Origin of the sequence: Dapis hubbardiae BLCC-M172, assembly GCF_050016015.1 — a bacterium.
Lineage (GTDB): Bacteria > Cyanobacteriota > Cyanobacteriia > Cyanobacteriales > Microcoleaceae > Trichodesmium.
Window position 1 is genome coordinate 1 of the sequence record NZ_JBNHEQ010000193.1, and the last position, 13,348, is coordinate 13,348.

General features: G+C 32.2%; 9 protein-coding genes and 2 pseudogenes. 6 read left to right on the forward strand and 5 right to left on the reverse strand.

The window, feature by feature from the left end; translation table 11 throughout:
- Positions 1 to 722 precede the first annotated feature (722 nt).
- From ACP6PK_RS17545 to ACP6PK_RS17555, 3 genes and pseudogenes are all read left to right on the forward strand, one after another.
- Positions 723 to 1,871, forward strand: a complete 1,149-nt coding sequence (locus ACP6PK_RS17545; RefSeq protein WP_094673376.1) for a carbon-phosphorus lyase complex subunit — start codon at positions 723 to 725, stop codon at positions 1,869 to 1,871.
- Positions 1,872 to 2,932: 1,061 nt separating this feature from the next.
- On the forward strand, positions 2,933 to 3,550 hold the full coding sequence (locus ACP6PK_RS17550) for a Cfr10I/Bse634I family restriction endonuclease (RefSeq protein ID WP_426561259.1): 618 nt from the start codon (positions 2,933 to 2,935) through the stop codon (positions 3,548 to 3,550).
- Positions 3,551 to 3,562: 12 nt separating this feature from the next.
- Positions 3,563 to 4,018: pseudogene (locus ACP6PK_RS17555) on the forward strand (Cfr10I/Bse634I family restriction endonuclease).
- Between the two features lie 412 nt (positions 4,019 to 4,430).
- Here ACP6PK_RS17555 and ACP6PK_RS17560 read toward each other — a convergent pair.
- Positions 4,431 to 5,327, reverse strand: a pseudogene (locus ACP6PK_RS17560) (DNA cytosine methyltransferase).
- A gap of 33 nt (positions 5,328 to 5,360) precedes the next feature.
- Positions 5,361 to 5,591 carry a hypothetical protein gene (locus ACP6PK_RS17565; protein ID WP_426561261.1) on the reverse strand — a complete coding sequence of 77 codons (231 nt, stop codon included), beginning with the start codon at positions 5,589 to 5,591 and terminating at the stop codon, positions 5,361 to 5,363.
- 951 nt (positions 5,592 to 6,542) lie between these two features.
- Between ACP6PK_RS17565 and ACP6PK_RS17570 the strand changes: the two genes are divergently transcribed.
- The 3 genes from ACP6PK_RS17570 (at position 6,543) to phnL (ending at position 10,172) form a co-directional block, all read left to right on the forward strand.
- Complete coding sequence (locus tag ACP6PK_RS17570) at positions 6,543 to 7,397, forward strand: alpha-D-ribose 1-methylphosphonate 5-phosphate C-P-lyase PhnJ (protein ID WP_426561263.1); 855 nt, start codon at positions 6,543 to 6,545, stop codon at positions 7,395 to 7,397.
- A gap of 496 nt (positions 7,398 to 7,893) precedes the next feature.
- A complete protein-coding gene (gene phnK, locus ACP6PK_RS17575) occupies positions 7,894 to 8,670 on the forward strand; it encodes a phosphonate C-P lyase system protein PhnK (RefSeq protein ID WP_094672204.1) in 777 nt (258 codons plus the stop codon).
- A 764-nt stretch (positions 8,671 to 9,434) separates the two neighbouring features.
- Positions 9,435 to 10,172: a phosphonate C-P lyase system protein PhnL gene (gene phnL, locus ACP6PK_RS17580; RefSeq protein ID WP_094670833.1), complete on the forward strand. Its 738-nt coding sequence runs from the start codon at positions 9,435 to 9,437 to the stop codon at positions 10,170 to 10,172.
- Between the two features lie 140 nt (positions 10,173 to 10,312).
- Here the strand turns inward: phnL and ACP6PK_RS17585 are convergent, their stop codons facing one another.
- From ACP6PK_RS17585 to ACP6PK_RS17595, 3 genes are all read right to left on the reverse strand, one after another.
- Positions 10,313 to 11,296 carry a hypothetical protein gene (locus tag ACP6PK_RS17585; protein ID WP_094670831.1) on the reverse strand — a complete coding sequence of 328 codons (984 nt, stop codon included), beginning with the start codon at positions 11,294 to 11,296 and terminating at the stop codon, positions 10,313 to 10,315.
- Between the two features lie 985 nt (positions 11,297 to 12,281).
- A complete protein-coding gene (locus ACP6PK_RS17590) occupies positions 12,282 to 12,635 on the reverse strand; it encodes a carbon dioxide-concentrating mechanism protein CcmK (protein WP_426561266.1) in 354 nt (117 codons plus the stop codon).
- Between the two features lie 119 nt (positions 12,636 to 12,754).
- Positions 12,755 to 13,060 carry a BMC domain-containing protein gene (locus tag ACP6PK_RS17595; protein ID WP_426561268.1) on the reverse strand — a complete coding sequence of 102 codons (306 nt, stop codon included), beginning with the start codon at positions 13,058 to 13,060 and terminating at the stop codon, positions 12,755 to 12,757.
- Positions 13,061 to 13,348 lie beyond the last annotated feature (288 nt).

Genomic DNA, 13,348 nt, shown 5'->3' on the forward strand with positions numbered 1-13,348 from the left:
CTTCAGAAAATGAAATTACTATTGCTCTATACGCAATAGAAGAGAAATTCCACTACTCACCTCCATCTCGCAGGAGCTTCAGAAAATGAATTAACTATTGCTTTATACGCAATAGAAGAGAAATTTCCCTATTCACCTCCATCTCCTAGGTGCTTGAGAAAATGAAATTACTATTGCTCTATACGCAATAGAAGAGAAATTTCCCTATTCACCTCCATCTCCTAGGTGCTTGAGAAAATGAAATTACTATTGCTCTATACGCAATAGAAGAGAAATTTCCCTATTCACCTCCATCTCCTAGGTGCTTGAGAAAATGAAATTACTATTGCTCTATACGCAATAGAAGAGAAATTTCCCTATTCACCTCCATCTCCTAGGTGCTTGAGAAAATGAAATTACTATTGCTCTATACGCAATAGAAGAGAAATTCCACTATTACAATTTAAGCTATAATTACCATTTGAAAATCTCTCGTAACGCACAATTTTAGTTAAAACTATCTCACTATTAACGATAGTTAATTGAGCTAATTGACAAATTCAGGACTTACACGGGTGAACCCAGAAACTAGGTTTTTTCATAATGTATATAGAAACTGGGTTTCTTTGCGTAAGTCCTATAAATTGTTAATATTATAGCTAATCAATTTCTATCATAGCTGAGAGCTGACTAGCTAATAGCTAAATGCTTACAGTAAAAGCAAAATCTGAGGTAAAAAAAATATGGCTTATGTAGCAGTAAAAGGCGGAGAAAAAGCAATTAAAAATGCCGAAACACTACTGCAAGAATTAAGGCGGGGCGACCCTAATATTCCCGAATTAAACCTAGAGCAAATCAAACAACAACTTACCCTCGCAGTTAACCGAGTTATGTGTGAAGGAAGTTTGTACGACCCAGACTTAGCTGCCTTAGCAATTAAACAATCTTGGGGTGATTTAGTAGAGGCAATATTTTTATTAAGAGCATATCGAACTACTTTACCAAGACTTTATTATAGTCAACCATTAGATACAACTAAAATGAAAATTCAACGGAGAATTTCTGCTATCTTTAAAGACATTCCCGGAGGTCAATATTTAGGACCAACTTTTGATTATATTCATCGCCTTTTAGACTTTAAATTAGCTGCGGAAGGCAACACACCTACATCATGTAAAAACAAAAATTTAAACATAGAAGAAAACTTCCCGAAAGTAATGACTACTTTAGAAAAAGAAGGGTTAGTTGGTGAAGAAAAGTCAGAGGATGATAAGCAACCATTTGACTTAACTCGACAACCACTCAAATTACCCGCAGAAAGAGATGCAAGATTACAAAATTTAGCTCGTGCAGATGAAGGTTTTTTGCTGAGTTTAGGATATTCAACTCAGAGAGGTTATGGTAGAAATCATCCTTTTGCTGGAGAGATAAAAATGGGAGAAGTTGAAGTAGTTATTTTTCCAGAAGAATTAGGTTTTGAAATAGCGATCGCCGATATTACTATTACTGAAGCAGAGAATGTAAATATGTTTAAAGGTAGTAAGGAAAAACCTCCACAATTTACCCGTGGTTATGGTTTAACCTTTGGTTATAACGAACGAAAAGCAATGTCGATGGCGTTAGTAGATCGGGCGATGCAAGCTAAAGAATTAGGAGAAGAAATTGAAGGACCTGCTCAAGACCCAGAGTTTGTTTTGTATCATTCAGATAACGTTGAAGCTCAAGGTTTTGTACAACATTTAAAGTTACCCCACTATATTGATTTTCAGGCAGAAATAAATTTAGTTAGAAAGCTACAAAGTGAACAAAAAAATCATCAAAATCTTGAGGTTAATGGAAAGTCTAAACTAGAGGAAGTTACATCAGAGAAATCTGAGGAAAATTCTTTATGAGATTCTATACTTAAGGAAGTTACTCTGGAAAAATCTAGTTAAAATTCAATATGGTTCAGATAATACCAAAACTCATAATATGGAACAAATCAATAATTTTTTCAGATTGCAGAATGAAAAACAATCCTGAACTGAACTGTATTAATCTATAGAGTCATATACTTTTATTCTTCCTTAAAGTGAACCAAAAAATCATCAAAATCTTGAAGTTAATGGAAATTATACACTAGAGGAATTTACACTATAGCAATCCTCCGCATATTCGTGGCAAAAATCTTACTGCTTTTTAGGGAACAGTTAACTGGGAACAGGAAATAGGTGGAAGTTTCAACTTTTTTATTTACTTTTTAATTACCCGCAACCTATCTAGGATTGCTATAGAGAAGTCTGAGAAAAATTCTTTAGGAGATTCTATAGTTAAGGAAATTACTCTGGAAAAATCTAGTTAAAATTCAATATGGTTCAGATAATACCAAAACTCATAATATGGAACAAATCAATAATTTTTTCAGATTGCAGAATGAAAAACAATCCTGAACTGAACTGTATTAATCTATAGAGTCATATACTTTTATTCTTCCTTAAAGTGAACCAAAAAATCATCAAAATCTTGAAGTTAATGGAAATTATACACTAGAGGAATTTACACTATAGCAATCCTCCGCATATTCGTGGCAAAAATCTTACTGCTTTTTAGGGAACAGTTAACTGGGAACAGGAAATAGGTGGAAGTTTCAACTTTTTTATTTACTTTTTAATTACCCGCAACCTATCTAGGATTGCTATAGAGAAGTCTGAGAAAAATTCTTTAGGAAATTCTACAGTTAAGAAAGTTACCGTGGCAAAATCTAGTTAAAATTATCTGAGCAAGATTATTAACTAAGTTAAAGGTAAGAGGTTGTTTTTATGACAGATATGTGTGAGTAAAACTCCCAAAAAAATTCGTCTTCAAAAGCAGGGTTTTATACCCAATTATTTTGATAAATTACCTAGATGTAGTTAACTTTAATTAAAATTTATTGACTAAATTAGCTTGGATAATGAATAATTTTTGGTTCTCAATGATTACAAGGCAAGGGAAAGAGAAAATCCAGATTAATAGTACAGAAGTTTATCAAACTTTGTATCTAGAAATAAAACAAAAGTTAGCATTAGATATTTCAGTAGCTCAAGTTTTAGAGTGGATGGTTAATAGAGTAGTAGTTGCTTATGAAAATTATCAAAAACAATACCAAACAAAAATAACCAAATTAACTACAGGGGCGCTCAATAATTCAAAAGGAAGATGGCATGAGTTTATAGTGACTGGATTATTTGCTGAAGTAGCTCTTGATTTGTATTTAAAACATCAGGTTAGTCTAATAATCTTGAGAATTTCTAATTCTAGAGATGAAACTAAACCAGAATATTTAAAGCTTTTTCAGAACCAAGAATTTCAGACAAATTATCCTCTGGAAAATATTGAAATAATTAAAGACAGAATTTTTTTCTCAAGTCCTGATTATGTTATTTCAGTAATTGAAGATAAGGCACTTTTTCATTTAATCCAGCCATATATAGGGTTTCCCAAGCTAATGAGGTACAGTCGTTTTTCTTCTTTATCTATTTCTACGGAACCAGAATTACTATTCCCTACTCCCTCCATACCTGTTCCCTGTTCCCAGTTAAGTGTTCCCTAAAACTAGGGAATTTTGTACCTCACTCTTTTTGAGAATTGCTATATAGATATACAAGCAAAGCAACCAGAATATTTAGGAGTAGAAATTTATGATTTATTAAAAGGTAAACTTAAAGCTAGAGAGGTAAAAGGTGTTATATCTGTTAAAGTATCAAATCGTCCAGACCGTCGTTATCAAGCTTTGTATGAAACAGTTATGATTAAAACTATTAGACATCTCTAATAATAAAAAGTAAAATCAATTATTTCTCCCTACTCCCTACTCCCTACTCCCTCTTTAAGACAAAAATGGAAGTATTATATGATAACTGCTGAAGACTTTTCTAATTCAGATAAAAGAATATTTAGCCAAGGTATTGCACCTCACGGTATTGCTTTAAATCTAGACTTAAAAAGTGTTGATAATATGTATTCAGATTACAAACAGGAGGATTTAATTAACTTAGTTGAAGATGCTATTTTTAGATGATTATTAAGCTCTAATAAAGTAAGCATCCAGTCATCAGTTATTAGCTAGCCTCCTGGGTCGTAACTGCATTAATAGGTATTAATGGAAGGAGGAGGTAAAAGCAACCCTTGAAATTGAGAGAGAATTAAAGTTACTGTCTAAAGGAAGCTACTTTAATCTTAGAAGGAATTATTAATTGTTGGCGCTCTAGCTAAATGCTTACTTATTAAATTTACATAAGTGCTTATGAAAAATTAATGACACATTTTACTATACATCTGTAATCTTATCCATAAATTCTCAATTATTTCTCCCTCCATACCTGTTACCAGTTAAGTGTTCCCTCCCTCAACTAGAAAATTTATTTTGCACGACTACTTAACAGCTAAACTATATACTTGCCTTTTGGAGAATAAACTAAAGGTAATTCTAACTAATAACCTATTTCTTCTTGATAACTAATTTTCTCCATATTAAGGAAATCAAGGATAGTTTTAGCAACTCCTTGGGCAGCTAAATATGGTACTCCATTACCAATAGTTTTAAACTCATTACTTAGAGTCATATTATTTGGTAAAGCAAATTTTTCAGTTAAAGACTGAATAGCTAATGCTTCTGCCACAGAAAGACGACGAACTTTATATGGATGTAAATGAACTTCATTATTTCCATAACAAGCGGTGGGAGAATAACGCCATCTATGAAGACGTTTATAAGATTTTTTTCTATCATCTCCTTCCGCCACTGTCTCAAATTTTATTCGACCTGCTCTTGGTTGAAAATAATCTTTGGAATTAGGATGATAAACAACATTATTTTGCCTAAACCAATACTCAACTGTTAACTCTTGAGGTATTCCTTTAGGGCAATTTCTTTCTGAATTTTCCACAAAAGGATTTGTCTGAGGCCAAGCATAGGAAAATACTCAATTTTGAGGATATAATACATACTTTTCCCAAGGAAAAATACTTTCAGGAATTACCTTATTATAGTTAATATTAAAACCTTTATCCTTGACTAATCTAGCTCGGAAACCAATTAAAATAATTCTATATCTATCTTGAGGTACCCCATATTCAATAGCATTAATTAAACGTTCACTAATAATATATCCGTATTTGTACAACTTACGTTTCATCTCCTCATAAAACGCTCGATGTTTTTTAGTAGACCATAAACCTTTAACATTTTCAAAGACAAAAAAATCTGGTTGTTGCTGACAAATTAATTCAATATAAGCATCTGACAATTTACCATTTTCTCCATTTTTTCCCCGATTTTTTCCACCTACTGAAAAGTCAGGACAAGGCGGTCCGCCAATAAATCCAATAAAATTGGAATTTCTCCTAGAATCTTTGACTAATTATTGTAAATAAATTTTGCCATTTTCTTCAGTTAAACTAACTAAACTATCTGCAAAATATCCATATTCTGGCTCAGATATTTCTAATAATTGTCGAGCATAACTATAAGCTTCTATGAAAGGAGAAAAACTTTCCTTGACAAATACAATCTCAAAAGCAGTATTTTCCAAACCTAAGTCGAAAAAACCACAATCTGAAAAAAAGGAAAAAAATTTTATGTTCGGTATCATTATCAAATATATATAGTGGTACTATGTAAGGGCTTCATCTCAATTTTGAAGAAAGCCAAAAATTTATCCCTTTTAGGGAATAGAGAATAGGGAATAGGGAATAGGGAATAGGAAATAAAGTATTTTGGCAAATATGAGATGTACCCTATGTAAGTCATAATATATTTATTCTATCTCTAATACCACTTTGAAAAAAGAATCGTACAAAAAGGTGCATATCAATCCAGAGATGCTTAAAAAGAACTGCCCCAATTTATCTTAGATAGCTATCCCGATCATTTTTCCTTTTTTTTCAATTAACCTTTTTCTTTTAGATAACTAAAGTCTTCTTTGTTCTTCCTTCTTTCCTTTTACTTACCTCTTACTTTTTCCTTGACAAATACAATCTCAAAAGCAGTCTTTTCCAAACCTAAGTCGAAAAAACCACAATCTGAAAAAAAGGAAAAAAATTTTATCTTCGGCATCATTATCAAATATATATAGTGGTACTATGTAAGGGGTTCATCTCAATTTTAAAGAAAGCCAAAAATTTATCCCTTTTAGGGAATAGGGAATAGGAAATAAAGTATTTTGGCAAATATGAGATGCACCCTATGTAAATCATAATATATTTATTCTATCTCTAATACCACTCTGAAAAAAGAATCGTACAAAAAGGTGCATATCAATCCAGAGATGCTTAAAAAGAACTACTCCAATTTATCTTAGATAGCTATAGCAATCCTATTTTAGTTGTGTATAAAAATCTTACCGCTTTTAGGGAACAGGGAACAGGGGGGAGTTTCAGTTTTGTTATCTAATTTTTTGATTTGTCACAACCTATTTAGGATTGCTATATCTCGATCATTTTTCCCTTTTTTTTCAATTACCCCTTCTCTTTTAGATAACTAAAGTCTTCTTCCTTCTTACTTCTTACTTTTTACTTCTTACTTCTTACTTCTTACTTAATTTATGAACAACCAACCAGAAAATAGTTTTAACTTTGCCTATTTAGACGAACAAACTAAACGTTCCATTCGTCGTGCTTTACTCAAAGCAGTAGCAATTCCTGGTCATCAAATACCCTTCGGTTCCAGAGAAATGCCGATGTCTTATGGATGGGGTACTGGAGGCATCCAAGTCACAGCTTCAGTTATTGGTAAAAACGATATTTTCAAAGTAATTGACCAAGGTTCAGATGATACAACAAACGCGGTGAATATTCGCCGATTTTTCATGAAAGTTTGTGGGATAAAAACCACAGAAAAAACAACAGAAGCAACAATTATTCAAACCCGCCATCGAATTCCAGAAACTCCACTAAAGGAAGGTCAAATTATGGTTTATCAAGTACCAATTCCTGAACCTTTGCGTTGGTTAGAACCTTCAGAAATAGAAACTCGAAAAATGCACGCTTTATCAGAATATGGAGCAATGTATGTCAAATTATATGAGGAGATTACAAGATTAGGAGATTTTGCCACAAGCTATGATTATCCAGTAATGGTAAATGACCGTTATATAATGAGTCCGAGTCCTATCCCCAGATTTGATAATCCTAAGATGAATTATTTACCAGCTTTACAACTTTTTGGAGCCGGAAGGGAGAAGCGTATTTATGCAGTACCTCCTTATACTAAAGTCAAAAGTTTGGATTTTGAAGACTATCCATTTACTGTGGAAAAATGGGATAAAGCTTGTGAGTTTTGTGGTTCTACAGAGAGTTTTTTAGATGAGATTTTGATAGACGATCAGGGGAATAAAATGTGGGTTTGTTCTGATACAAATTATTGTCATCAAAGGCAATTAATAATGGATAATAGATAATGGATAATGGATAATGGATAATGGATAATGGATAATTGATAATTGATAATTGATAATTGATAATTGATAATTACCTCTACCTTTTTGGTAGAAGAATGTATTTTTCAATACATTTTTCTTGGATAATTTCAATAGTTTTAGTTAGCTACTATGAATAATTAATAATTAATAATTAGGGTTTGCTGATTAAATCTAAAACCATTAATAGGTAAAGGTTTTAACTTTTGCACAGCCTGGAAAAAGTGCGATATTTTAACTGCAAAAGGTTCAAAAAGTTAGAATTAAAGACTCACGCACGACAGAAAAAGTAAGGGACTATTCTGACTACTACTTCCTCTATAATTCCCATTTCTACTGACTCTGTACGGACGTTGCGTGCAACCTCCCTACCTCCTGACTCCTATCCTCACCCATGAGAATTTTTCAGCAAACCCTAATTAAAGAATTCTTGCATTATTAATTGTTTACTACTCCCTACTCCCTATTCACTAAAAATATGACATTAAAACCATTATTAAATGTAGAAAATTTAAGTAAGTATTATGGCAATATAAAAGCCTGTGACCAAATATCTTTCAATCTCTATCCTGCCCAAGTTTTAGGAATAGTAGGAGAATCTGGTTCCGGTAAATCTACTCTCTTGAATGCCATTGGAAGATACATATCTATTGATAATGGAAATATCACCTATACTACTTCTAATGGAGAGATATTAACAGTCCCCAAACTATCAGAAACCCATTGTCGTTTATTAAGACGAACTGAATGGGGATTTGTTCAACAAAATCCTCGTGATGGATTAAGAATGAACGTAACTGCTGGAGCAAATATTGGTGAACGTTTAATGGATATAGGAGTAAAAAATTATGGAAAAATTCGGGAAGAAGCTACTTATTGGTTAAACCAAGTAGAAATAGATATTAATAGGATAGATGATTTACCAAAAATGTTTTCTGGAGGGATGCAGCAACGGTTACAATTAGCTCGTGTTTTAGTCACAAAACCCCGGTTAATATTAATGGATGAACCTACCGGAGGTTTAGATGTTTCAGTGCAAGCTCGTTTATTAGATTTAATTCGTTCTCTAGTCAGAAATCTCCACTTAAGTGTAATTTTAGTTACCCATGATTTAGGAGTAGTTAGATTACTTGCTCACCGTTTATTAGTGATGAAAAATGGGAAAATTGTGGAGTCAGGGTTAACAGACCAAGTATTAGATGACCCTCAACATTCCTATACTCAACAATTAGTTAGTGCAACTTTAATTCCTTAAATTAAGGAAGAAGGAAGAGGGAAGAAGAAAGAAGAATTTAATTACACCGAATACCAAGTATATGAAGTCTAAATATTAATGATAAAACCTTTGTCACACAGACATCTTGTCTGTGAGTGTTGTATCCAGGAAAGAAGGAGTAAATATTGAAAAAAAAAGGGAAAAATAATAGAGATAGTTGTCTGAAATAAATTTATAGAGGTTGCTGAATAAATGTATGATATTCAGGAGTAGGGGCGATTTCGTTTCCTGCGGAATGCTGCGCAAACCGAATGCTGTGGCAAACGCGTAATTAGGAGCATTCCGTAGGAAATTGCCCCTACAAGAGTCAGAAGGTAAAAAAGAGTTTTTTTTGCTCAACAATGGTACTTTGTAGATATAATTTGTAGTTAATTAAGAACTATTCAATATCTGAAAAATATGACTTTCATACCTAAAATCAGCAAGGCTAATTTATATTAAGTATTAAGGAGCTATTTAACTTTACTAGAAGTGTTTAAAAGTTGTTATATTTTATAGATAAGGGGATAGCTGAAACTATTCTTATTTACTTCTTTCTTGATAAAGAGAGAGCTAAAAATATCCCCATCTACTTCTTACTTCTTCCTTATTCCTTATTCCTTATTCATTCTTCCTTATTCATTCTTCCTTATTCATTCTTCCTTATTCATTCTTCCTTCTTCCTTCTTCCTTCTTCCTTCTTCCTTATTCATTCTTACTTCTTCCTTATTCCTTATTCCTTATTCCTTATTCCTTCCTTTATTATGAATATTCAAATCCTAGCAACTAATCATCCAAAAGAAAATATTTCTCCAGAAAACTCTCTACTATTAAAAGCAGAATCTGTTGAAAAAAGCTTTACTTTACACAACCAAGGCGGAGTCAAACTATCAGTCTTAAAAAATATTTCTCTCAGCTTAAAGGCAGGAGAATGTATTGCCTTCTCCGGAAAATCTGGTTCAGGCAAATCTACATTTATGCGTTGTCTTTACGGTAACTATCGAGTCGATAAAGGTTCAATTTGGGTAAAGCATAAATCTACTTGGTTAGACCTTCATAAATTACTACCCCATGAAATTTTAGAAGTACGGAAAACTACTATTGGTTATGTCAGTCAATTTTTACGAGTAATTCCTCGCGTGCCCGCTTTAGAAGTAGCAGCAGAACCATTATTAGAATTAGGAATAAAGCCAGAAATAGCCTATCAAAAAGTAGCAGAATTATTTGAGATATTGAATTTACCAAAACGTCTTTGGCATCTTTCACCTACTACCTTTTCTGGAGGAGAAAAACAACGAGTTAATTTAGCTAGAGCGTTGGTAGTTAATTATCCAATTTTATTATTAGATGAACCAACTTCAGCCTTAGATTCTGTAAATCGTCAAGTAGTAATTGAACTATTAGAAAAATGTAAAACTAACGGGTGTGGTTTAATAGGAATTTTCCACGATGAAGAAGTAAGATTAAGACTTTGTACAAAAGAACTTACTTTAGACTACTAATTAGAAAAATTACTATTAGTTACACTGGCAAAAGGTTATGCTGTTTTACTTCAATAATTTTTTGAAAGCCAAATAAATAAAAAAAAATTGTTTGATATACTCTATTAGCTGATAGCTGATAGCTGATAGCTGACTGCTTTTTACAACTGATAACTTATCCCCATAACTAACAACAAACTTGCTAAAACACTACCCAAAAATCCTATACCCAAATTCGTCATATTTGACTGACTTGCAGATGCCATTGCAGTATTCAAATCTGGTGAAGTTAAACGTTCATAATTTTTCACAGCTACAATTGTTTCTGGTAGAGATGATATTAAACTTCCCAAAAAATAATGCAGTCCGGCAAAAACAGCATCACCAAATAATTGACTAAGTAAATCATCATAAATATTAGTCCAAGCAATAAATAATGTATTTAATACATAACATAATAAAATTAATAACCCTGTTCCTAAAATAAACTGAAACCAACTTGCTATATAATCATCTTCATTAATATCATCAAATAATTCTGGTCTTTTTTTCTTAAATTGTTTTTCATAAAAGAAGAAAACTAACACACCTGCTAAACAAATTAAACCGCCAACAAATATCCAGGGTAAAGTGCGAGTATTAATTCCTTCTGGTAAAGGAGCAAATTCCGATTTACCCGTAATGCACCAGTAAGCTGTACTAGCAAAAGCAAACATTGATAATGACATGAAAAGATGCCATAAAAACAGCATTTTTTCTTTGTTAAAAATTTCGATAAAATCTTTGATATAAGATATTTTGCCAATAAAGAGCCATTTACTAATAACAATTATTGGTGCAACAATAAACATCAGATAAATATTAGCAAAATTTGAACCTAGAGGAGTTGCTATACCACCTAGTCGTCGAAGACTTAATGATAACAACATGAGAAATAATTCTGGGTTATTTGTGCTAGAATTAATTACTATAGTACGTTTATCTTTACCTAAATATTGACCTGCTAAACCAGCAGCAGAATTTACCATCATATCTGTAGCAGTAGGAATCAACCAAAAGCAAAAAATGACTGCTATTAAAGCAGTAATTGTCACAAAAGTAATTTCATTGGTAGAGTTGTGTATTTGTATAATCCAGGTGTCCATAGCTTAAAATATAAGATTCAATATTAGGAATTAAGAATTAATAGAATAGCTCAATATTGATTTATCTATATTAATGGTAAATTAATTTTAATATTTTCGCACCCTCTAAACTAATATAGATATAGATCGGGTTTTGTATAGGGAACTTAGCTAAAATAAATAAAGACTATGCCAGTAGGATAGTCTTTGTTTATTGTGACTATTTTTACTCAAGATTCCATTGATTTATGTTTAATTGCCGACAATATTAGGGATAATATTTTTTAACAGCACTCTAATTTAAGCTACCAGATTACCATTTTTATTATTTTAATAATGGTAATATAGCGTCTTTGATATATATAAAATGTTCACTTATCACTTTTTTTGTTTTAATACTGGAAATTAATTGATTTCTGGATTGATATTTATTAAAGAATAGATAGAACTTCTATTTTAGTTGTAGTATTTTGGTGGTATTTAGGAGTTAGAAGTGGTAGGATAGATTTCCTGCGAAATGCTGCGCAAAGGCGAATCGCCCGTACATGAGTCAGAATTTCAAAGGATTTCAATTGAATCTAACTATTATAAAACTTGTTAAAACCTATTTAGGATTCCTATATCTGTCCTCATGCAATTACAGTTGATTTTTATGTACTTGATTTTAATCTTTTATACCTACTAACTACTAACTACTAACTAAAGACTTACCTAATAATTAAGGTTTAAAGCCTCTCACTCGCCGTGGAGAAACAATGAATTTATTTTCCTTTTATTCAATCCTCTTCCTTTGAAGGAGAGGTAATTATAAATTATCCATTATCAATTATCAATTATTGAAAGATATCTACATCAAAATTAATGGTTTAAATTCATATTTATATTGACCGTCCACAGACTATTCTTGTTAAGACTAACTCAAATTATAGTCAGAATAACTCTTGGCAATACAATAGTAATGTGGACGGTTTTTAATAAGATTAGTAGATATTTAACTAATCAAAACTTATCTACTACCAGGCAATCCTGGTACAGTTACTCCTTCTACTCGTTGACGGAACTCTTCCACACCTGGATTAAAGTCTATTGGTAAAACTGCCACAATATTCTCGTGAGGACGAGGAATAATTACCCAAGATTCCAAAGTAGCACCATAAACTTTTTCTACTGCTGCAATTCCTGCATCCATAGCAGTTTTTACTTCCGAAACATCCCCTCTAATTTGAACAGTAAACCGCGCACTACCAACCCTAATATAACCAACTAAAGTAACTCGACCAGCTTTTACCATTGCATCTGAAGCAGCTAAAATACCAGGAAAACCCTTAGTTTCTAGTGCTCCAACAGCTTGTTGCGCCATTCTATCTCTCCTAAATTTCAGTTAAGAATTAAATTCTCTGGATTAATTGTAAAAAATTTAGATGTCTGCCATAACTAAACTATTATTCAGCCAAACTATAATAGAATTTAGGACAAAATTCATCTAAACTGTTCGCTAATTTCTGTATATTCTAGTGGTAATACAGATTCTACATTCTCTGGGGGATTAGGAACAATATAATGACCGTCCACTATACCACCATAGACTTTTTCTGCTGCTTCAATGCCAGCTTGGACTGAAGGATTAACTTCAGAAGTTGGTCCTCGAACTGCAACTACAAAGTGGCCTCTTTCGGCTATACCGTAATAAACCAATGTAACTCGTGCAGCTTTGACCATCGCATCTGCAGCAGCTAAAATGCTAGGAAAACCAATAGTTTCTATGACGCCTACTGCCTCTGGCATCGAAACTTTCCTCCACTATCAAGAATCAATTAACATAATTGTAATCTCAATAGGTAATGCTGTATATGTAAATTTATAAAAAAGCTATCATTTATGTTGGACTATGAGCATTTTTATCTAAATTCAGGGAATAGGGAATAGGGAATAGGGAATAGGGAGATAGAATTTTTTATTTCATATCTTAAATTGATTTAATTAAAACCTTTGAAACAAGTCTAATATAATCTGAATTCAGGGAATAGGGAATAGGGAGATAGAATTTTTTATTTCATATCTTAAATTGATTTA